General features: G+C 69.9%; 17 protein-coding genes and 3 tRNA genes. 16 read left to right on the forward strand and 4 right to left on the reverse strand.

The genetic code is table 11. The features are described from left to right. Nucleotides 1-39 precede the first annotated feature (39 nt). Nucleotides 40-699 (reverse strand): NAD(P)H-binding protein, encoded by a 660-nt coding sequence (locus ACIOC1_RS19045; RefSeq protein WP_401309184.1) that lies wholly within the window; start codon nucleotides 697-699, stop codon nucleotides 40-42. Between the two features lie 10 nt (nucleotides 700-709). Next, the gene (locus ACIOC1_RS19050; RefSeq protein ID WP_355340286.1) at nucleotides 710-1,987 is read right to left on the reverse strand and encodes an amidohydrolase family protein; all 1,278 of its coding nucleotides are present in this window, start codon (nucleotides 1,985-1,987) and stop codon (nucleotides 710-712) included. 523 nt (nucleotides 1,988-2,510) lie between these two features. On the opposite strand from ACIOC1_RS19050, the gene ACIOC1_RS19055 reads away from it, so the two are divergent. The 8 genes from ACIOC1_RS19055 (at nucleotide 2,511) to ACIOC1_RS19090 (ending at nucleotide 7,964) form a co-directional block, all read left to right on the forward strand. Beyond that, nucleotides 2,511-2,583, forward strand: a tRNA-Thr gene (locus ACIOC1_RS19055). A gap of 45 nt (nucleotides 2,584-2,628) precedes the next feature. Beyond that, nucleotides 2,629-2,701, forward strand: a tRNA-Met gene (locus ACIOC1_RS19060). A gap of 86 nt (nucleotides 2,702-2,787) precedes the next feature. Continuing rightward, nucleotides 2,788-2,952 (forward strand): 50S ribosomal protein L33, encoded by a 165-nt coding sequence (gene rpmG / locus ACIOC1_RS19065; protein ID WP_004571794.1) that lies wholly within the window; start codon nucleotides 2,788-2,790, stop codon nucleotides 2,950-2,952. A 190-nt stretch (nucleotides 2,953-3,142) separates the two neighbouring features. Next, on the forward strand, nucleotides 3,143-3,655 hold the full coding sequence (locus tag ACIOC1_RS19070; protein ID WP_401855513.1) for a MaoC family dehydratase N-terminal domain-containing protein: 513 nt from the start codon (nucleotides 3,143-3,145) through the stop codon (nucleotides 3,653-3,655). Then, the gene (locus tag ACIOC1_RS19075; RefSeq protein ID WP_355340280.1) at nucleotides 3,652-4,080 is read left to right on the forward strand and encodes a MaoC family dehydratase; all 429 of its coding nucleotides are present in this window, start codon (nucleotides 3,652-3,654) and stop codon (nucleotides 4,078-4,080) included. The genes ACIOC1_RS19070 and ACIOC1_RS19075 overlap by 4 nt, the downstream gene beginning before the upstream one ends. A gap of 110 nt (nucleotides 4,081-4,190) precedes the next feature. Then, nucleotides 4,191-4,748, forward strand: coding sequence for a helix-turn-helix domain-containing protein (locus ACIOC1_RS19080; protein ID WP_355340277.1), 558 nt, complete (start codon nucleotides 4,191-4,193; stop codon nucleotides 4,746-4,748). Nucleotides 4,749-4,864: 116 nt separating this feature from the next. Beyond that, nucleotides 4,865-6,310, forward strand: coding sequence for an MFS transporter (locus ACIOC1_RS19085; RefSeq protein WP_355340274.1), 1,446 nt, complete (start codon nucleotides 4,865-4,867; stop codon nucleotides 6,308-6,310). A 598-nt stretch (nucleotides 6,311-6,908) separates the two neighbouring features. Further along, nucleotides 6,909-7,964, forward strand: coding sequence for a UDP-N-acetylmuramate dehydrogenase (locus ACIOC1_RS19090; RefSeq protein WP_401855788.1), 1,056 nt, complete (start codon nucleotides 6,909-6,911; stop codon nucleotides 7,962-7,964). Between the two features lie 30 nt (nucleotides 7,965-7,994). On the opposite strand, the gene ACIOC1_RS19095 is transcribed toward ACIOC1_RS19090, so the two are convergent. Together ACIOC1_RS19095 and ACIOC1_RS19100 are read right to left on the reverse strand one after the other, a co-directional pair. Next, complete coding sequence (locus ACIOC1_RS19095) at nucleotides 7,995-9,116, reverse strand: adenosine deaminase (protein WP_401855517.1); 1,122 nt, start codon at nucleotides 9,114-9,116, stop codon at nucleotides 7,995-7,997. A gap of 100 nt (nucleotides 9,117-9,216) precedes the next feature. Continuing rightward, nucleotides 9,217-10,455, reverse strand: a complete 1,239-nt coding sequence (locus ACIOC1_RS19100; RefSeq protein WP_355340268.1) for a pyridoxal phosphate-dependent aminotransferase — start codon at nucleotides 10,453-10,455, stop codon at nucleotides 9,217-9,219. A gap of 333 nt (nucleotides 10,456-10,788) precedes the next feature. On the opposite strand from ACIOC1_RS19100, the gene ACIOC1_RS19105 reads away from it, so the two are divergent. The 8 genes from ACIOC1_RS19105 to rpoB all read left to right on the forward strand — a co-directional run bounded on the left by ACIOC1_RS19105 (nucleotide 10,789) and on the right by rpoB (nucleotide 19,124). After that, nucleotides 10,789-10,861, forward strand: a tRNA-Trp gene (locus ACIOC1_RS19105). A gap of 106 nt (nucleotides 10,862-10,967) precedes the next feature. Next, nucleotides 10,968-11,246, forward strand: coding sequence for a preprotein translocase subunit SecE (gene secE / locus ACIOC1_RS19110; RefSeq protein WP_355340710.1), 279 nt, complete (start codon nucleotides 10,968-10,970; stop codon nucleotides 11,244-11,246). Between the two features lie 74 nt (nucleotides 11,247-11,320). Further along, nucleotides 11,321-12,244, forward strand: coding sequence for a transcription termination/antitermination protein NusG (gene nusG, locus ACIOC1_RS19115; protein WP_355340265.1), 924 nt, complete (start codon nucleotides 11,321-11,323; stop codon nucleotides 12,242-12,244). Nucleotides 12,245-12,404: 160 nt separating this feature from the next. Continuing rightward, nucleotides 12,405-12,839 carry a 50S ribosomal protein L11 gene (rplK, locus tag ACIOC1_RS19120; protein WP_355340262.1) on the forward strand — a complete coding sequence of 145 codons (435 nt, stop codon included), beginning with the start codon at nucleotides 12,405-12,407 and terminating at the stop codon, nucleotides 12,837-12,839. 101 nt (nucleotides 12,840-12,940) lie between these two features. Further along, nucleotides 12,941-13,666: a 50S ribosomal protein L1 gene (gene rplA / locus ACIOC1_RS19125; RefSeq protein WP_355340259.1), complete on the forward strand. Its 726-nt coding sequence runs from the start codon at nucleotides 12,941-12,943 to the stop codon at nucleotides 13,664-13,666. A 353-nt stretch (nucleotides 13,667-14,019) separates the two neighbouring features. Beyond that, nucleotides 14,020-14,586: a 50S ribosomal protein L10 gene (gene rplJ, locus ACIOC1_RS19130; RefSeq protein WP_355340256.1), complete on the forward strand. Its 567-nt coding sequence runs from the start codon at nucleotides 14,020-14,022 to the stop codon at nucleotides 14,584-14,586. An 84-nt stretch (nucleotides 14,587-14,670) separates the two neighbouring features. Continuing rightward, complete coding sequence (rplL, locus tag ACIOC1_RS19135; RefSeq protein ID WP_355340253.1) at nucleotides 14,671-15,054, forward strand: 50S ribosomal protein L7/L12; 384 nt, start codon at nucleotides 14,671-14,673, stop codon at nucleotides 15,052-15,054. A gap of 584 nt (nucleotides 15,055-15,638) precedes the next feature. After that, nucleotides 15,639-19,124, forward strand: coding sequence for a DNA-directed RNA polymerase subunit beta (rpoB, locus tag ACIOC1_RS19140; protein WP_355340250.1), 3,486 nt, complete (start codon nucleotides 15,639-15,641; stop codon nucleotides 19,122-19,124). The last annotated feature ends 29 nt before the right edge of the window (nucleotides 19,125-19,153 follow it).

Here is a 19,153-nt window from a genome sequence, read left to right on the forward strand (position 1 = left end):
CGGGGGGCCGTTTTGGTGTGTGCGGGGGAGGGGGAGGGGTTAGGGGAGGGCGGCGGTGCGGAGGGCTTCGGGGATGGTGTCGGTGCCGGAGACGAGTTCGAGGGTGAGGCCGGCGGTCGAGGGGGTCAGCAGGAGGCCGGCCAGGACGGCGGCGACGTCGTCGCGGGGGATGGAGCCGCGGCCGGTGGAGGGGGCGAGACGGACGCGGCCGGTGCCCGGGTCGTTGGTCAGGGCGCCGGGGCGCACGATCGTCCAGTCCAGGTCCGTACGCGCGCGGATGTCGTCGTCAGCCGCGCCCTTGGCGCGCAGGTACTCGGTGAAGACGGGGTCGCCCCCGCTCGCCCGGGCGTCGGCGCCCATCGAGGAGACCACCAGATAGCGCCGTACGCCCGCCTGTTCGGCCGCGTCGGCGAAGAGCACGGCCGCCGCGTGGTCGACGGTGTGCTTGCGGGCGGCCCCGCTGCCCGCACCCGCGCCCGCCGCGAAGACGGCCGCCTCGGCGCCCTCCAGGACGGCGGCCACCTCCGCGACCGTCGCCGATTCGAGGTCCAGGACGACCGGCTCGGCGCCCGCCGCCCGCAAGTCGTCGGCCTGGGCCGGGTTACGGATCAGCCCGACCACACTGTCACCGCGCTCGGCGAGCAACCGCTCAAGCCGCAACGCGATCTGTCCATGTCCACCAGCGATCACCATGCGCATGGACGTGACGCTACGCCTCGCGGTGCGACTGACGCGGGAGGTCGAGCGCGGCCTCGCTCGCCGAGTCGCAGTATTCGCGCACCGCGCTCGTCCGCGAGACCACCCGGCCCCGGTGGATGACGATCCGGCTGTACGCCAGGGAGAGCACCGCCTCGACACCCTCCCCGCGCACCGCCAGCAGCTCGGCCGGGAAACCGGCCTCGACCCGTACCTCCGGCAGCCCGAGCACGGCCCGCGCCCGGCCGCTGACCGCCGCGTACGCCTGCGCCGCGCCGCACTCGCCGTAGGAGGCGAGCAGGAAGGCGGCCTCCAGCGGATCGCCGCGGCCGACCGGATTGGCCAGGTCGCCCAGCGCCCCGCTGCCCGCCGTGACCCGGACGCCCGCCGCGCGCAGCCGGCGGACCGGGGTGTGCGGACCGCCGCCGCGGCGTACGGAGTCCAGCGCGCCGCAGCCGCCCTGGGGGAGCGCGGTGACCGAGATCCCGGCGGCGGCCAGCCGCTGCGCGGCGGAGTCGATCGCCTCGGGCGGCAGCGCGCCGAGACCGTGGCACGGGCCGAGGGTGACGCCCGGCCGCAGACCGCCCGCCATCGCGGCGAGCCGGGCCAGCCGGGCCGGGTCGTCGGCGGCGGTGTGCAGGTCGACCGGGAGCCCGAACTCGGCGGCGAGCGAGAAGACGGCCTCGGCGTACCCGCTCGGGTCCGGGTCCAGATCGGGGCAGCCGCCGACCACCGCGGCGCCCATCTTCAGCGCGTCGCGCAGCATCGCGAGCCCGTCCGCGCCCGCCGCGCCGGTCAGCAGCCGCGGTACGGCGACGGTGTGCAGGTCGACGAGCCCGCGCAGCGCCCGCCGCGCCTGGAGCACGGCTTCGAGCGCCTGCAACCCCTGGACGTCGCCGATCCGCACATGGCTGCGCAAAGCGGTGGCGCCGTGGCCGAGTTGGAGCAGCGCGGCCTCGGTGGCGCGCCGCTGCACATCGGCGGGGTCGTCGGACGGCGGCCCCGCGGCGCCCGCGGTCAGCGCCAGGTCGAGGTGGGCGTGCGGCTCGGCGGGCGCGGGCAGCAGCAGATATCCGCGCAGGTCGATACGGGTGCCGTCGGCCGGACGGCGCGACCCGTCGGCGGTACGGCCCGCGGCGGGCGCGAGGCTGCCGGCGGTGCCCACGGCCTCGATCCGGGGGCCGCTGAGCCGTACGTCCACGGTCCGGCCGTCGGTCAGCCGGGCGCCGCACAGCAGCAGGGTGGCGGTTTCTGCGGCGGTGCGGGCACTGTCGCGAGGGCTGTCGGTCATCGCGCTCCTCCGGTGCGTGCAGGGCGGGCGGCGGGAGGCAAGATCACGCAAAGCCGAGCTTAGGGGTCAGCACGGCACACACCTGACAGGAGGGCATTAGTCGTACCGGTGGGGGTCGTGAGACGGGGCACACGGTACGGCCGGCGCCGCGCGGGGGAGCGGACGCGCTCGCGTTCCGGGGCGCCCGGAACTCGTGCGCGCCGGCGCGCGGTTCGCGGGTGCGGGCGGACGCGGTGCCGCGCGGAGAGCGAGCGCGGGTACGGCTCCTGGCAGGCGCGGCCCGGGCGGTCGCGGCGGCGCGGGCGGACCCTCGTGGCAGCGGCGCGAACAGGCCCTCCTGCCCGGCGGTCGCGGCGGCGCGAACAGGCCCCCGTACGGGGCCCGTCGGCCACCCGGCGCGCGGCGGCCGGGAGGTGATCACGTCCTGATCAGGGGGTGGGCGTGACGCCCCGCGACGCCCGATGTGCCCTGCCCGATACGGATTTCACGTATCGCGGCGGACCGTGTAATGTCTTCCTCGCTCGCCCCAATAGCTCAGTCGGTAGAGCGTCTCCATGGTAAGGAGAAGGTCTACGGTTCGATTCCGTATTGGGGCTCAGATGGATCGGTTCCCCGCCGCCAGGCGGGGACCAGTTCGTCAAAGCGGCGTAGCTCAGTCGGTAGAGCAAGCGGCTCATAATCGCTGTGTCACCGGTTCAAGTCCGGTCGCCGCTACTCACCGTAGCCGATTGTGGGATCGGTCCCTCAGTCGGCTACTATTCTCATGTTCAAATCACCCCCGTTCGTCAAGGAGCACTCACGTGGCCGCCACAGACGTCCGCCCGAAGATCACGCTGGCCTGCGTGGAGTGCAAGGAGCGGAACTACATCACCAAGAAGAACCGGCGCAACGACCCGGACCGTCTTGAGATGAAGAAGCACTGCCCGCGTTGCAACGCGCACACCGCGCACCGCGAAACGCGCTGACTCCAGGCCGTAGCAGTACCGCGAGGCCGTCCCCGTCACCGGGGGCGGCCTCGACGTATTGCCCGGTGGGAGCCGTACGGATCAGCTGAACCGTTACGCCACCGCTAGCGACCCCCCGCGCCCGTACGACTTCCGTACGTATGTCGTACGCTGCCCCCGATCCCGCCCGCTTCCCGCACCGGAGGTGCCGATGGCTCTGGACCAGTCCTTCGTGGGGCGGAGCTATCCGCCCACCGCCGCCTATGAGGTGGGCCGGGAGAAGATCCGCGAATTCGCCGAGGCGGTCGGGGACACCAACCCGGCGTATACGGACGCGGACGCGGCCAAGGCGCTCGGGCACCGCGATGTGATCGCCCCGCCGACCTTCGCCTTCTCGATCACCTTCAAGGCCGCCGGCCAGGTCGTCCAGGACCCGGAGCTGGGCCTCGACTACAGCCGGGTCGTGCACGGCGACCAGAAGTTCGCGTACACGCGCCCGGTCATGGCCGGTGACCGGCTCTCGGTCACCTCCACCATCGAGGCGATCAAGTCCCTGGCGGGCAACGACATCATCGACATCCGCGGCGAGGTCCACGACGAGTCCGGCGAGCACGTGGTGACCGCCTGGACGAAGCTGGTCGCCCGCGCGGCGGAGGACGACCCGCGCAGCGGCAGCGGGAACGGCTCGGGGAACGCTTCGGCGAACGCGGAGGGCGCGGCATGACGGCGACGATCGGTTACGCGGATGTCGAGGTCGGCACCGAACTGCCCGCGCGGACCTTCCCTGTGAGCCGCGCCACGCTCGTGCAGTACGCGGGCGCCTCCGGTGACTTCAACCCGATCCACTGGAACGAGAAGTTCGCCCGCGAGGTCGGCCTGCCCGACGTCATCGCGCACGGCATGTTCACCATGGCCTCGGCGATCCGGGTCGTCACGGACTGGGCCGGCGACCCGGGGGCGGTCGTCGAGTACGGCGTACGGTTCACCAAGCCCGTCGTCGTGCCCAACGACGAGCAGGGCGCGCTCATCGAGGTGACCGCGAAGGTCGCCGCCAAACTGGACGACCAGCGGGTGCGGGTCGACCTCACCGCGACGTCCGCGGGCCAGAAGGTGCTGGGCATGTCCCGCGCCGTGGTCCGGCTCGCCTGAGACGTAGAAGCGCAGGTAAGGGGTGCCCATCCAGGTGGGTGCCCCTTACGTTTGCCCGTGTCTCCCGTATCGCGGTTGACAGGTTAGTTATGGACCACTAACTTACTCGTATGGTCAGGATGAGCGCAGAGGAGAGGCGCGAGAGCGTCATCCGCGCGGCGATGAGCGAATTCGCCCGCGGCGGCTACAACGGCACGTCCACCGAGACGATCGCCCGCCGGGTGGGCGTCTCGCAGCCGTATCTCTTCCGCCTCTTCCCGAACAAGGAGGCCATGTTCCTGGCGGCGGCCACCTACTGCCTGGAATCGACGCGCCAGGTGTTCGCCGATGTGGCCGAGGACGAGACGGACCACGAGGGCAAGCTCAAGGCGATGGGGAACGCGTATCAGACGCTGATCTCCGACGACCCCGAGCGGCTGCTGATGCAGATGCAGATGTATGTCGCGGTCGCCGCCGCCGAGGCGTCCGGGGACCACGAATTCGGCCGTTCCATCCGTGAGGGGTGGGAGGCGCTGTGGGAGACCCTGCATCTGGAGCTGGGCGCGGACGTCGAGCAGACCACGCAGTTCCTCGCCTACGGAATGTTGATCAACACCCTGGTGTCGCTGGGCTTCCCGGCCGACCACCGCATCTGGGAAGGGCTGTACGAGACGGCCCGTCCCGAGTGAGGCGCCGCGCCTTTCGGGGCGCGGAGCCATCGGGTTTTTCTGTCCGCTGAAGTTAGTCATCCATAACTAACCGTACGGCTCGAAGCCGTCGCAGTACGCACTCCACAGGGGGAGTCATGACCCAGCAAGCAGCAGAAGGCCGCAGGCCAGGCACCGCCGCCTGGGCTCTGATCATCACCAGCGTCGCCGGATTCATGGCGGCCCTCGACAATCTCGTGGTCACCACCGCGCTGCCGTCCATCCGCAAGGACCTCGGCGGGGCGCTGTCCGACCTCGAATGGACGGTCAACGCCTACACGCTCACCTTCGCCGTCCTGCTGATGTTCGGCGCGGCGCTGGGCGACCGCTTCGGCCGCCGCAAGCTCTTCCTCACCGGCCTCACGATCTTCACCGGCGCGTCCGCCGCGGCGGCCCTCGCGCCCACCATCTCCATGCTCATCGCCTTCCGCGCGCTCCAGGGCGTCGGCGCCGCGATCATGATGCCGCTCACGCTGACGCTGCTCACCGCGGCGGTCCCTGCCGAGCGGCGAGGCGCCGCGTTCGGGATCTGGGGCGCCGTCAACGGCCTCGCCGTCGCCAGCGGGCCGCTCATCGGCGGCAGCCTGACCGAACACATCTCCTGGCAGTGGATCTTCTGGCTGAACGTTCCGCTCGGCATCGCCCTCATCCCGCTGGCCCGGCTGCGCCTCAACGAGTCCACCGCGCCCGGCGCCCGGCTCGACCCGCGCGGCACCGCGCTCATCAGCCTCGGGCTGTTCGGCGTCGTCTACGCGCTGGTCAACGCCACGACCAAGGGGTGGACCAGCGGGCCGGTGCTCGGCGGCCTCATCGGCGGCGCGGCGCTCGTCGCGGCCTTCATCCGGCACGGGGCGACCTCGCCGAACGCCATGCTGCCGATGCGGCTGTTCCGCAGCCGCGGGTTCTCGGCCATCAACGCGGCCAGCATGCTGATGTTCACCGGGATGTTCGGGTCGATCTTCCTGCTCAGCCAGTTCCTGCAGAACGTCGTCGGCTACTCGCCGACCGAGGCCGGGCTGCGCATGCTGCCGTGGACCGGTATGCCGATGATCGTCGCGCCGATCGCCGGGATTGTCTCCGACCGGATCGGGGGGCGGCCGGTGGTCGCGGCCGGGCTCGCCCTTCAGGCGATCGGGCTCGGGTGGTTCGCGACGATCATCTCGCCGGACGTCTCCTATCTGGCGCAGCTTCCCGCGCTGATCATCAGCGGGGCCGGGATGGCGCTGTTCGTGGCGCCGGCCACGGCGTTGGTGATGGGGAGTGTGCGGGGGGCGGAGCAGGGGATCGCGTCGGGGGCCAACAACGCGCTGCGTGAGGTGGGGGGAGCGCTGGGGATCGCGGTGCTGGGCTCGATCTTTTCCGCGCAGGGCGGGTACGGGTCGGCTGACGCCTTTGTCGACGGGTTGACGCCTGCGCTGTGGGTTGGTGCCGCTGTGCTCGGTGTCGCCACGGTCGCGGCCCTCCTCCTTCCCCGCCGTCCCTCTCCCACCTCCCTCGACTCCACCCCGTCCTCCTCCCCCCGCGACCTCCAGCCCACCGCCTAGCCCTTTCCTGGCCCTCTTGACCCCCGTGCCCGGCTTGGGTGCGGGGGTCAGCCCTTTCTTCCACCGCCCTGTCCCTGGTGTCGGTCCCGGGCCGGGGCACCTCCTCGAGCTGCGTGCTGCCTGCTCCTTTCCCATTCGTCCACGCCCCGTCGGCACGCAAATCTGCGGGGGCACCCCGCCCCGTCCCCTCCGGCCCGTCTGCGAGTGAGGTTCGTGGTGGGTGGGGGGCCTCTTTGGTACGGGTGGGGGTGGGGGCGGTCCTTTCGGAATGGCCGGGGGGGAGTTGCGCGGGGCGGTACGCCGCGGAGGCTCCCTCCCTCCTCAGCTACAGCGGACAGGCGGGCGCCGACGTACCGGGAGGGGTCGGTGCGGGGTGCCCCCGCAGGGGGACGAACGGGCAGGGGCAGAAGCAGGCGCAGGTGGCCGCAGGTTCGTCGCCCGAGGAGGTGCCCCGGGCCGGGACCGACCGGGCACAGGCGGCACCCGCAGACGAAGAAAGCACCCGCACGGGTGGGCGGGTGGGCAAAGACGCCCCCCACGCAAGCGGGCCGGGAAAAGAAGGGAGGCGGCGGGCCCCTAGGGTGAGGGGGTGGACGTAATGGAGAAGGCGCCGCTGGCCCCGTTGACAACCTTCCGCGTAGGCGGCCCCGCGCACCGCCTGATCACGGCGGCCTCGGACGCCGACGTCATCGCCGCCGTCGCCGCGGCGGACACCACCGGCGCCCCCCTGCTGATCGTCGGCGGCGGCAGCAACCTCGTCGTCGGCGACCGCGGCTTCGAGGGAACGGCGCTACGGATCGCCACCCGCGGCGTGACCCTCGACGGCACCTCGCTTGAGGTCGCCGCGGGCGAGACCTGGAGCGACGTCGTGGCGCGGACCGTCGCCGCCGACCTGGCCGGAATCGAGTGCCTGGCGGGCATCCCCGGCTCGGCGGGGGCGACGCCGATCCAGAACGTCGGCGCCTACGGCCAAGAGGTGTCGACGACGATCACCGAGGTCGTCGCGTATGACCGCCGGACCCGCGAGACGGTGACGCTGGCGAACGACGCGTGCGCCTTCTCGTACCGCCACAGCCGCTTCAAGGCGGAGCCGCACCGCTACGTCGTGCTGCGCGTCCGCTTCGGACTGGAGGACGCGGGCGGGCTCTCCGCCCCGGTGAAGTACGCGGAGACGGCCCGCGCCCTGGGCGTGGAACCCGGCGACCGGGTGCCCCTGGAGAAGGCGCGGGAGACGGTGCTGGCGCTGCGCGCGGGCAAGGGCATGGTGCTGGACGAGGCCGACCACGACACCTGGTCTGCGGGCTCCTTCTTCACCAACCCGATCCTGACCGCCCCGGAGCACGCCGCGTTCCTGGTGCGGGCGAAGGAGCGGCTCGGCCAGGACACGGCGCCGCCGTCGTACCCGGCGGGCGAGGCCGGTCAGGGCCTCACCAAGCTCTCGGCGGCCTGGCTGATCGACAAGGCGGGGTTCACCAAGGGGTACGGCAGCGGCCCGGCGCGGATCTCCACCAAGCACACGCTGGCGCTGACCAACCGCGGCGGCGCGACCGCCGAGGATCTGCTGGCGCTGGCCCGCGAGGTACGCGACGGCGTCCACGCGGCGTTCGGCGTGACGCTGGTCAACGAGCCGGTCCTGGTGGGCGTCAGCCTGTAGATCCGACGACCCTCTCGGCAGAGCCCGGCGTCAGCCTGTAGACCCGACGACCCTCTCGGCGGAGCCCACCGCACCCTCGGCGGAGTCCACCGCCCCCTCACGAGAGCCCACCCCCTCACGAGAGCCCTCGGCCCCCTCCGGTGTCGCCTCCCACTCGGCGATCCCCGCCAGCAGCCGCCGGCGTACGTCCTCCGGCGCGCGGGAGCCCCGTACGGACTGCCGGGCCAGCTCGGCCAGTTCGGCGTCGGTGAAGTCGTGCGAGGCGCGGGCGATCTCGTACTGGGCGGCGAGCCGGGAGCCGAAGAGCAGCGGGTCGTCGGCGCCTAGCGCCATCGGCACGCCCGCCTCGTACAGGGTGCGCAGCGGTACGTCCTCGGCCTTCTCGTACACGCCGAGCGCGACGTTGGAGGCCGGGCAGACCTCGCAGGTGATGCCCTTCTCGGCGAGGCGGCGCAGCAGCCGCGGGTCCTCGGCGGCGCGGACCCCGTGCCCGATACGGCCCGCGTACAGGTCGTCGACGCAGTCGCGGACGCTGGAGGGCCCCGCCAGCTCCCCGCCGTGCGGGGCCGCGAGCAGGCCGCCGTCGCGGGCGATGGCGAAGGCGCGGTCGAAGTCCCGTGCCAGACCGCGCCGTTCGTCGTTGGAGAGCCCGAAGCCGACCACGCCGCGGTCGGCGTACCGGACGGCGAGCCGGGCCAGCGTACGGGCGTCCAGCGGGTGCTTCATGCGGTTGGCGGCGACGACCACGGCCATGCCGACCCCGGTGTCCCGCGATGCGGTGTGCACGGCGTCCAGCACGATCTCCATCGTGGGGATCAGCCCGCCGAGCCGCGGCGCGTACGAGGTCGGGTCGACCTGGATCTCCAGCCAGCCGGAGCCGTCCGCCGCGTCCTCCTCGGCGGCCTCGCGGACCAGCCGCTGGATGTCCTCCGGGGTGCGCAGGCAGGAGCGGGCGATGTCGTACAGCCGCTGGAAGCGGAACCAGCCGCGCTCGTCGGTGGCCCGGAGTTTGGGGGGTTCGCCCGAGGTCAGCGCCTCGGGGAGGTGCACGCCGTGCCGGTCGGCCAGTTCCAGGAGCGTGCCGGGGCGCATGGAGCCGGTGAAGTGCAGATGCAGATGTGCCTTGGGGAGCTGACGGACCTCGCGTGCCATTCCAAGATCCTGCTATACGACAGCCCCCGTCCGGTACCACTTTCTCCGAACGGGGGCTTGCCCGAATGCAAAAACGGATCGCCGCAGCGTCCGAAGGGGCTCAGTCCTTCGCCTCGCCCAGCAGCTTCTGGAGCCGCGAGACGCCCTCTTCCAGGTCCTCGTCGCCGAGCGCGTACGAAAGCCGCAGGTAGCCCGGGGTGCCGAAGGCCTCACCAGGCACGACCGCGACCTCGGCCTCGTCCAGGATCAGCGCGGCCAGCTCGACGGAGTCGGCCGGGCGCTTGCCGCGGATCTCCTTGCCGAGCAGCGCCTTCACCGACGGGTAGACGTAGAACGCGCCCTCGGGCGTCGGGCAGACGACGCCGTCGATCTCGTTGAGCATCCGCACGATGGTGCGGCGGCGGCGGTCGAAGGCGGTCCGCATCTCGGCGACCGCGTCCAGGTTCCCCGAGACGGCGGCCAGCGCGGCGACCTGCGCGACGTTGGAGACGTTCGAGGTGGCGTGCGACTGGAGGTTCGTCGCGGCCTTGACCACGTCCTTCGGGCCGATGATCCACCCGACCCGCCAGCCGGTCATGGCGTACGTCTTCGCCACGCCGTTGACCACGATGCACTTGTCGCGCAGCTCGGGCACGGCCGTCGGCAGCGAGGTGAACGTCGCGTCGCCGTACACCAGGTGCTCGTAGATCTCGTCGGTCAGCACCCACAGGCCGTGCTCGACGGCCCAGCGGCCGATCGCCTCGGTGTCGGCGGCGCTGTACACGGCGCCGGTGGGGTTGGACGGCGAGACGAACAGCACGACCTTGGTGCGCTCGGTGCGGGCCGCTTCGAGCTGCTCGACCGAGACCCGGTAACCGGTGGTCTCGTCCGCGACGACCTCGACCGGCACGCCGCCCGCGAGCCGGATCGACTCGGGGTAGGTGGTCCAGTACGGGGCGGGCACGATGACCTCGTCACCCGGGTCGAGGATCGCGGCGAACGCCTCGTAGATGGCCTGCTTGCCGCCGTTGGTGACCAGCACCTGCGACGGCTCGACCTCGTAGCCGGAGTCGCGGAGCGTCTTGGCGGCGATCGCCGTCTTCAGCTCGGGCAGACCGCCGGCCGGGGTGTAGCGGTGGTACTTCGGGTTGCGGCACGCCTCCACCGCGGCTTCGACGATGTAGCCGGGCGTCGGGAAATCGGGCTCTCCCGCGCCGAATCCGATGACCGGGCGCCCGGCGGCCTTGAGGGCCTTGGCCTTGGCGTCGACGGCCAGCGTCGCGGACTCGGAGATCGACCCGACGCGGGCCGACACCCGACGGTCGGTGGGAGACTGTACGGGGGGAGTAGCTGCGCTCATGACTGCATGGTCCCAGACGCGGGGGAGGCCCGGCACCCAGGTTTGCGGACCTGTCCGGACTGTGAACACACCCGGTGCGCGCCGGGGGTCCGCGGCCCCGTCGGCACCCGACCGGCACCTGACCAGCGCCTCGCCGGCACCCCGCCGGAACCTCCTCGGCACCCCACCGGCACCCCGTCGACACCGCGTCAAAACGTCAACGGAACGCGGCCGGAACCTGATCGGACGCAAGGCGTTCGACGGAGGGCCGCGAAACACGTACACTCATCCGTCGATGGCCTTCCCACCGGCACCGCGGTTCCGCAATGCTGCGGTACGTTGGGGGAGTCGCAAAGGGTCGTAGCTCAATTGGTAGAGCACTGGTCTCCAAAACCAGCGGTTGTGGGTTCGAGTCCCTCCGACCCTGCTCCACACGTCACCCGACGGACGTGGGCAGGTAAAGCACTCGCCGTACCGCGCGACGGGCGCGACACGGCCACGACCCGGAGTCAGGTGAGGACGTAGTGACTGAGATCACGGACTCCATCGAGGCCCCTGAGCCTGACACGTCCGAGGACGACGAGACTCGCAAGCCCCGCCGCGGCGGCAAGCGCGGCAAGAAGGGCCCCCTCGGTCGGCTGGCGCTCTTCTACCGCCAGATCGTCGCGGAACTCCGCAAGGTCGTCTGGCCGAGCCGCAACGACCTGATCACCTACACCACAGTGGTGATTGTCTTCGTTGTCGTCGTCATCGGTCTCGTCAGCGTGGTTGACTGGGGATTCTCGAAGCTCGTCTCGTACGTCTTCGGCTGATCCCGCGGTGGGCGCCGGTCCACGGGCGCCTGTCCGCATGTTCCACCCCTTGAAGTCAGGAAGAAGCAGTCACCGTGTCTGACCCGAACGTGTACGACGCCGACGAAACCGTTGAGGGCGACGACACCGCGCTCGACATCGTCGAGGCCGCCGACGGCGAGATCGACCAGGCCGAGGCTGCCGACCTGAACGCCGGCGAAGCCGCCGAGCAGGCCGCCGTCCACGAGGACGAGGACGAGGAAGCCGCCGAGGCCGCCACGGACGAGGCGGACGACGACGAGGCGGACGACGAGTCCGACGAGGACGTGGCGGTCGCCGACGAGGACGAAGCGGCTGAGGACGAAGCGGACGAGGACGACGGCGAGGCCGCCGTGTCCGAGCCGGTCGTGGACGCGGTCGCCGCCTTCCGCGAGGAGCTTCGCACCCTGCCCGGCGAGTGGTACGTGATCCACACCTACGCCGGTTACGAGAACCGCGTGAAGTCCAACCTGGAGCAGCGCGCCGTCTCGCTCAACGTCGAGGACTACATCTACCAGGCCGAAGTGCCCCAGGAAGAAGTCGTCCAGATCAAGAACGGCGACCGCAAGACCATTCGGCAGAACAAGCTCCCCGGCTACGTGCTGGTGCGCATGGACCTGACGAACGAGTCGTGGGGCGTCGTCCGCAACACCCCCGGTGTCACCGGCTTCGTCGGCAACGCGTACGACCCGTACCCGCTGACCCTCGACGAGATCGTGAAGATGCTCGCCCCGGAGGTGGAGGCCGCGGCCGAGGCCGCCGCCATCGCCGAGGGCACCGCCCAGCCGCGCAAGGTCGAGGTCCAGGTGCTGGACTTCGAGGTCGGCGACTCGGTCACCGTCACCGACGGCCCCTTCGCGACGCTCCAGGCGACGATCAACGAGATCAACGCCGACTCGAAGAAGGTCAAGGGCCTGGTCGAGATCTTCGGCCGCGAGACCCCGGTCGAGCTGAGCTTCGACCAGATCCAGAAGAACTGAGACTTTTCCAGCGGCCCCCGTTCGACGGATTTCCGTCGGCCGGGGGCCGCTGTGTCCCCCGGCCACCGGCCGGTTTCAGGATGCGGGCCAATACCCGCTAAAGTGGTGCGGTATGCCTGTACGCAGGCACGAACACTCTCAACAGGACCCGGAGAGAGCAATGCCTCCCAAGAAGAAGAAGATCACGGGGCTGATCAAGCTCCAGATCAACGCCGGCGCGGCCAACCCGGCGCCGCCGGTCGGCCCCGCGCTGGGCCAGCACGGCGTGAACATCATGGAGTTCTGCAAGGCCTACAACGCGGCGACCGAGTCGCAGCGCGGCATGGTGATCCCGGTGGAGATCACGGTCTACGACGACCGTTCCTTCACCTTCATCACCAAGACGCCGCCGGCGGCCAAGCTGATCCTCAAGGCCGCGGGTGTCGAGAAGGGCTCCGGCGAGCCGCACGTCAAGAAGGTCGCCAAGCTCACCCGCGACCAGGTTCGGGACATCGCCACGACGAAGCTCCCCGACCTGAACGCGAACGACCTGGACGCCGCCGAGAAGATCATCGCCGGCACCGCCCGCTCCATGGGCATCACGGTCGAGGGCTGACGCCCGAGCGACAGAGGCGAGGGCTGACGCCCCGCCGGTTCATCTGTGGCAGGGCCTGCTCGGCCCGTACCACGACTCCCCTTCACCAACAGGAGCAGTAAGTGAGCAAGCGCAGCAAGTCCCTTCGCGCTGCCGACGGCAAGATCGACGCGGAGCGCCTGTACGCCCCGCTCGAGGCCGTCCGGATCGCCAAGGACACCGCGACCACCAAGTTCGACTCGACCGTCGAGGTCGCCTTCCGCCTGGGTGTCGACCCGCGCAAGGCCGACCAGATGGTCCGTGGCACCGTGAACCTTCCGCACGGCACCGGCAAGACCGCCCGGGTCCTGGTCTTCGCGACCGGTGACCGTGCTGCGGCCGCGGAAGCCGCGGGAGCCGACATCGTCGGCTCCGACGAACTGATCGACGAGGTGTCGAAGGGCCGTCTGGACTTCGACGCCGTCGTCGCCACCCCGGACCTCATGGGCAAGGTCGGCCGTCTGGGCCGCGTGCTCGGTCCCCGTGGCCTGATGCCGAACCCGAAGACCGGTACGGTCACCCCGGACGTGGCGAAGGCTGTCACGGACATCAAGGGCGGCAAGATCGAGTTCCGCGTCGACAAGCACTCGAACCTGCACTTCATCATCGGCAAGGTCTCCTTCGACGAGACCAAGCTGGTGGAGAACTACGCGGCGGCCCTGGACGAGATCCTGCGTCTCAAGCCGTCCGCCGCCAAGGGTCGTTACATCAAGAAGGCCGCCGTGAGCACCACCATGGGCCCCGGCATCCAGGTCGACCCCAACCGCACCCGCAACCTCCTCGTCGAGGAGGACCCGGCGTCCGTCTGATGACGACGCGGGGCCACGCGTAAGGCGTGCGGCACCATCCGAAGTCCGGCCTCCGTGCACACCGCACGGGGGCCGGATTTGGTGTTGTCAGGACCCGTCCCGTACGCTTCCCGAGAAGCCAAAGACCGCTGGTCGTTGCCGTGCCCCGAAAAGGGCGTGGCGGCCGAAGGATCCGCTAGCTGCGGATGGCCCGCGCAGGTGATCGTGGATGAACTCCGGAAGAGATTTCCGCCGAGCGGAAGTCGATTCCGTCGAGTCACGCCCCGTGCGCCTGCGCCGGGGCGTTCGTTATTGCCAAGTCCCCTCCTTCAATTCCGTGCGGTCCGCAATCACCCGGAAGGAGGCCGAGACTCATGGCGAGGCCCGATAAGGCTGCCGCGGTTGCCGAGTTGACGGATCAGTTCCGCTCCTCGAACGCCGCTGTGCTGACCGAGTACCGCGGTCTCACCGTGGCGCAGCTCAAGACGCTGCGCCGTTCGCTCGGTGAGAACGTCACGTACGCCGTGGTGAAGAACACGCTGACCAAGATCGCGGCCAACGAGGCCGGGATCAGCACGCTCGACGACCTGTTCGCGGGTCCGTCGGCCGTCGCCTTCGTCGCCGGTGACCCGGTCGAGGCGGCGAAGGGTCTGCGCGACTTCGCCAAGGACAACCCCGCTCTCGTCATCAAGGGCGGTGTCCTTGACGGCAAGGCGCTGTCCGCCGACGAGATCAAGAAGCTCGCGGACCTCGAGTCCCGCGAGGTTCTGCTCGCCAAGCTGGCGGGCGCCATGAAGGCCAAGCAGTCGCAGACTGCCGCGCTCTTCCAGGCGCTGCCCTCGAAGTTCGTCCGCACCGCGGAGGCGCTTCGTGCCAAGCAGGCCGAGCAGGCAGAGCAGGGCGGTGCCGGTACGCCGGCTCCCGCCGAGGCTGCGGAGTAACCACTCCCGCAGTCCAGCGGGCTCCGAGTACGCCCGCCGACATCGACAACCGGCACCAGCCGAATTAGTGGAAGGACCGCCATCATGGCGAAGCTCAGCCAGGCCGAGCTGCTCGAGCAGTTCGAGACCCTCACCCTCATCGAGCTCTCCGAGTTCGTGAAGGCCTTCGAGGAGAAGTTCGACGTCACCGCCGCCGCCCCCGTCGCCGCCGCCGGTGTCGCCGGTCCGGCCGCCGTCGCGGACGCCGCCCCGGAGCAGGACGAGTTCGACGTCGTCCTCACCGCCGCCGGTGACAAGAAGATCCAGGTCATCAAGGTCGTGCGTGAGCTGACCTCGCTCGGCCTGAAGGAGGCCAAGGACCTCGTGGACGGCGCCCCGAAGCCCGTCCTGGAGAAGGTCGACAAGGCTGCCGCCGACAAGGCCGCCGAGTCCCTCAAGGCCGCCGGCGCCTCGGTCGAGGTCAAGTAACACCGAGCGGTACCCAGCAGTCCCCGTACGGCCCGCACAGGGCCGGACAGCCGTAGGGCGGTCACCCATCCGGGTGGCCGCCCTACGGCGTTCCCGCGTCCTTGTGGCGGGGCGGTGCCACCGTCCGGATAAGGTGATCGTTCCCGCACGGGACCTGCTCCGGGAGCCATCCGGCAGGGGGGCCGGGCGCGGGGCTGTGAGCATCTCTGCCAGGCCAGGGCCTTGACGAACCGCACGCGGCGCGCAATTCTCAGGACGCGTCGACACTTCGATCCGGGTTGGATGCATGGATCGGGGGAGATGCGGGAATGCATGGCGCAGGCGCGGATCCGGTTCCGAGGCGGGATCCGCAGGACGGACGAGGGGGCGATGATTCGGTACTCCGAATCTCTGCTCTGGACATCAGTGTGCCGAGTGGCTACACTGACCCTTTGCGCTGCCTGTTAGCTGCTGCCTGGCCCGTCACCAGGAGCATGCCCACGTCTGAGCACTGCTGAAGAAGTCCGCCATCAGGGCTTTCTTCTTACGCTCAGGGGCGGACCGGTATGCGCGTAGTGAGTCCGAGCCCTCGGAAGGACCCCCTCTTGGCCGCCTCGCGCAACGCCTCGACCACCAATTCGAACAACGGCGCAAGCACCGCCCCGCTGCGCATCTCTTTCGCGAAGATCCGTGAACCGCTCGAAGTTCCGAACCTCCTCGCGCTCCAGACCGAGAGCTTTGACTGGCTGCTCGGCAACGCCGCGTGGAAGGCCCGTGTCGAGGCGGCCCTGGACAGTGGGCAGGACGTCCCCAGGAAGTCGGGTCTGGAGGAGATCTTCGAGGAGATCTCGCCGATCGAGGACTTCTCCGGGTCGATGTCGCTCACTTTCCGTGACCACCGATTCGAGCCTCCGAAGAACTCGCTGGACGAGTGCAAGGAGCGCGACTTCACGTACGGCGCCCCGCTCTTCGTCACCGCCGAGTTCACCAACAACGAGACCGGCGAGATCAAGTCCCAGACGGTCTTCATGGGTGACTTCCCGCTGATGACCAACAAGGGCACCTTCTGCATCAACGGCACCGAGCGTGTCGTCGTCTCGCAGCTCGTGCGCTCGCCGGGTGTCTACTTCGACAGCCAGATCGACAAGACGTCCGACAAGGACATCTTCTCCGCCAAGATCATCCCGTCCCGGGGTGCCTGGCTGGAGATGGAGATCGACAAGCGCGACATGGTCGGTGTCCGCATCGACCGCAAGCGCAAGCAGTCGGTCACCGTCCTGCTCAAGGCGCTCGGCTGGAGCACCGAGCAGATCCTGGACGAGTTCGGCGACTACGAGTCGATGCGCGCCACCCTGGAGAAGGACCACACCCAGGGCCAGGACGACGCGCTGCTCGACATCTACCGCAAGCTGCGTCCGGGCGAGCCGCCGACCAAGGAGGCCGCGCAGACCCTGCTGGAGAACCTCTACTTCAACCCCAAGCGCTACGACCTCGCGAAGGTCGGCCGCTACAAGGTGAACAAGAAGCTCGGCAGCGACGCGCCCCTGGACGCCGGTGTGCTCACCACCGACGACATCATCGCCACCATCAAGTACCTGGTGAAGCTGCACGCCGGTGAGACCGAGACCACCGGGGAGAACGGCTCCTCGATGGTCGTCGAGGTCGACGACATCGACCACTTCGGCAACCGCCGCCTGCGCAACGTGGGCGAGCTGATCCAGAACCAGGTCCGTACCGGCCTGGCCCGTATGGAGCGCGTGGTCCGCGAGCGGATGACGACCCAGGACGTCGAGGCGATCACGCCGCAGACCCTGATCAACATCCGGCCGGTCGTCGCCTCCATCAAGGAGTTCTTCGGCACCAGCCAGCTCTCCCAGTTCATGGACCAGACGAACCCGCTGTCCGGCCTGACCCACAAGCGCCGCCTGTCGGCGCTGGGCCCCGGCGGTCTGTCCCGTGAGCGGGCCGGCTTCGAGGTCCGCGACGTGCACCCGTCGCACTACGGCCGCATGTGCCCGATCGAGACCCCCGAAGGCCCGAACATCGGCCTGATCGGCTCGCTCGCCTCCTACGGCCGGGTCAACGCGTTCGGCTTCGTCGAGACCCCGTACCGCAAGGTCGTCGAGGGCGTCGTCACCGACGACGTCGACTACCTGACCGCGGACGAGGAAGACCGCTTCGTCATCGCGCAGGCCAACGCGCCGCTCACCGAGGACCTGCGGTTCGCCGAGTCCCGCGTGCTGGTCCGCCGCCGCGGCGGCGAGATCGACTACATCCCCGGCGACGACGTCGACTACATGGACGTCTCGCCGCGCCAGATGGTGTCGGTCGCGACCGCGATGATCCCGTTCCTGGAGCACGACGACGCCAACCGCGCGCTCATGGGATCGAACATGATGCGCCAGGCCGTGCCGCTGATCAAGGCGGAGGCGCCGCTGGTCGGCACCGGCATGGAGTACCGCTGCGCGGTCGACGCCGGTGACGTCATCAAGGCGGACAAGGACGGTGTGGTCCAGGAGGTCTCCGCCGACTACGTCACCATCACCAACGACGACGGCACGTACACCACGTACCGCGTCGCGAAGTTCTCCCGCTCCAACCAGGGCACGTCCTTCAACCAGAAGGTCGTCGTCAACGAGGGCGACCGGGTCGTCGTCGGCCAGGTGCTCGCCGACGGTCCCTCGACCGACGAGGGCGAGATGGCCCTCGGCAAGAACCTCCTGGTGGCGTTCATGCCCTGGGAGGGCCACAACTACGAAGACGCGATCATCCTCAGCCAGCGGCTGGTCCAGGACGACGTCCTCTCCTCGATCCACATCGAGGAGCACGAGGTCGACGCCCGTGACACCAAGCTCGGCCCGGAGGAGATCACCCGGGACATCCCCAACGTCTCCGAGGAGGTCCTCGCGGACCTCGACGAGCGCGGGATCATCCGGATCGGCGCCGACGTCGTCGCCGGCGACATCCTGGTCGGCAAGGTCACGCCCAAGGGCGAGACCGAGCTGACCCCGGAGGAGCGCCTGCTGCGCGCGATCTTCGGCGAGAAGGCCCGTGAGGTCCGTGACACCTCGCTGAAGGTGCCGCACGGCGAGACCGGCAAGGTCATCGGCGTCCGGGTCTTCGACCGCGAGGAGGGCGACGAACTGCCGCCCGGTGTCAACCAGCTCGTGCGCGTGTACGTGGCGCAGAAGCGGAAGATCACCGACGGCGACAAGCTCGCCGGCCGTCACGGCAACAAGGGCGTCATCTCGAAGATCCTGCCGGTCGAGGACATGCCGTTCACCGAGGACGGCACCCCGGTCGACATCATCCTCAACCCGCTCGGCGTCCCGTCCCGCATGAACCCGGGACAGGTGCTGGAGATCCACCTCGGCTGGCTCGCCAAGCAGGGCTGGGACGTCTCCGGTATCGGCGAGGAGTGGGCGCGTCGCCTCCAGGCGATCGACGCGGACGTCGTCGCCGCCGGCACCAACGTCGCGACCCCGGTCTTCGACGGCGCCCGCGAGGACGAGATCCGCGGTCTGTTCGAGTCCACCATCCCGAACCGCGACGGCGACCGCATGGTCCTGCCGTCCGGCAAGGCGCGGATGTTCGACGGCCGCTCCGGCGAGCCGTTCCCTGAGCCGATCTCGATCGGCTACATGTACATCCTCAAGCTGCACCACCTGGTGGACGACAAGCTGCACGCCCGCTCCACCGGTCCGTACTCGATGATCACCCAGCAGCCGCTGGGTGGTAAGGCGCAGTTCGGTGGCCAGCGATTCGGTGAGATGGAGGTGTGGGCGCTGGAGGCGTACGGCGCCGCTTACGCCCTCCAGGAGCTGCTGACCATCAAGTCCGACGACGTGCTCGGCCGCGTGAAGGTCTACGAGGCCATCGTCAAGGGCGAGAACATCCCCGAGCCGGGCATCCCCGAGTCCTTCAAGGTGCTCATCAAGGAAATGCAGTCGCTCTGCCTCAACGTGGAGGTGCTGTCCTCGGACGGCATGTCCATCGAGATGCGTGACACCGACGAGGACGTCTTCCGCGCCGCGGAAGAACTCGGTATCGACCTGTCCCGGCGGGAGCCGAGCAGCGTCGAAGAGGTCTGACGGGCCGGTCGCCCGGTCCCTCCAGGACC

The organism is Streptomyces sp. NPDC088197, from assembly GCF_044741185.1.
GTDB lineage: Bacteria > Actinomycetota > Actinomycetes > Streptomycetales > Streptomycetaceae > Actinacidiphila.

Bases quoted from the DNA above. Each gene is read 5' to 3' on its own strand.
- ACIOC1_RS19075 (WP_355340280.1), top strand. From the start codon at position 3,652: ATGACGGCGACGATCGGTTACGCGGATGTCGAGGTCGGCACCGAACTG.
- ACIOC1_RS19080 (WP_355340277.1), top strand. From the start codon at position 4,191: ATGGTCAGGATGAGCGCAGAGGAGAGGCGCGAGAGCGTCATCCGCGCG.
- ACIOC1_RS19045 (WP_401309184.1), bottom strand. From the start codon at position 699: ATGCGCATGGTGATCGCTGGTGGACATGGACAGATCGCGTTGCGGCTT.
- ACIOC1_RS19070 (WP_401855513.1), top strand. From the start codon at position 3,143: ATGGCTCTGGACCAGTCCTTCGTGGGGCGGAGCTATCCGCCCACCGCC.
- rplJ (WP_355340256.1), top strand. From the start codon at position 14,020: ATGGCGAGGCCCGATAAGGCTGCCGCGGTTGCCGAGTTGACGGATCAG.
- rplK (WP_355340262.1), top strand. From the start codon at position 12,405: ATGCCTCCCAAGAAGAAGAAGATCACGGGGCTGATCAAGCTCCAGATC.
- ACIOC1_RS19050 (WP_355340286.1), bottom strand. From the start codon at position 1,987: ATGACCGACAGCCCTCGCGACAGTGCCCGCACCGCCGCAGAAACCGCC.
- rplL (WP_355340253.1), top strand. From the start codon at position 14,671: ATGGCGAAGCTCAGCCAGGCCGAGCTGCTCGAGCAGTTCGAGACCCTC.
- ACIOC1_RS19100 (WP_355340268.1), bottom strand. From the start codon at position 10,455: ATGAGCGCAGCTACTCCCCCCGTACAGTCTCCCACCGACCGTCGGGTG.
- ACIOC1_RS19095 (WP_401855517.1), bottom strand. From the start codon at position 9,116: ATGGCACGCGAGGTCCGTCAGCTCCCCAAGGCACATCTGCATCTGCAC.
- ACIOC1_RS19090 (WP_401855788.1), top strand. From the start codon at position 6,909: ATGGAGAAGGCGCCGCTGGCCCCGTTGACAACCTTCCGCGTAGGCGGC.
- ACIOC1_RS19085 (WP_355340274.1), top strand. From the start codon at position 4,865: ATGACCCAGCAAGCAGCAGAAGGCCGCAGGCCAGGCACCGCCGCCTGG.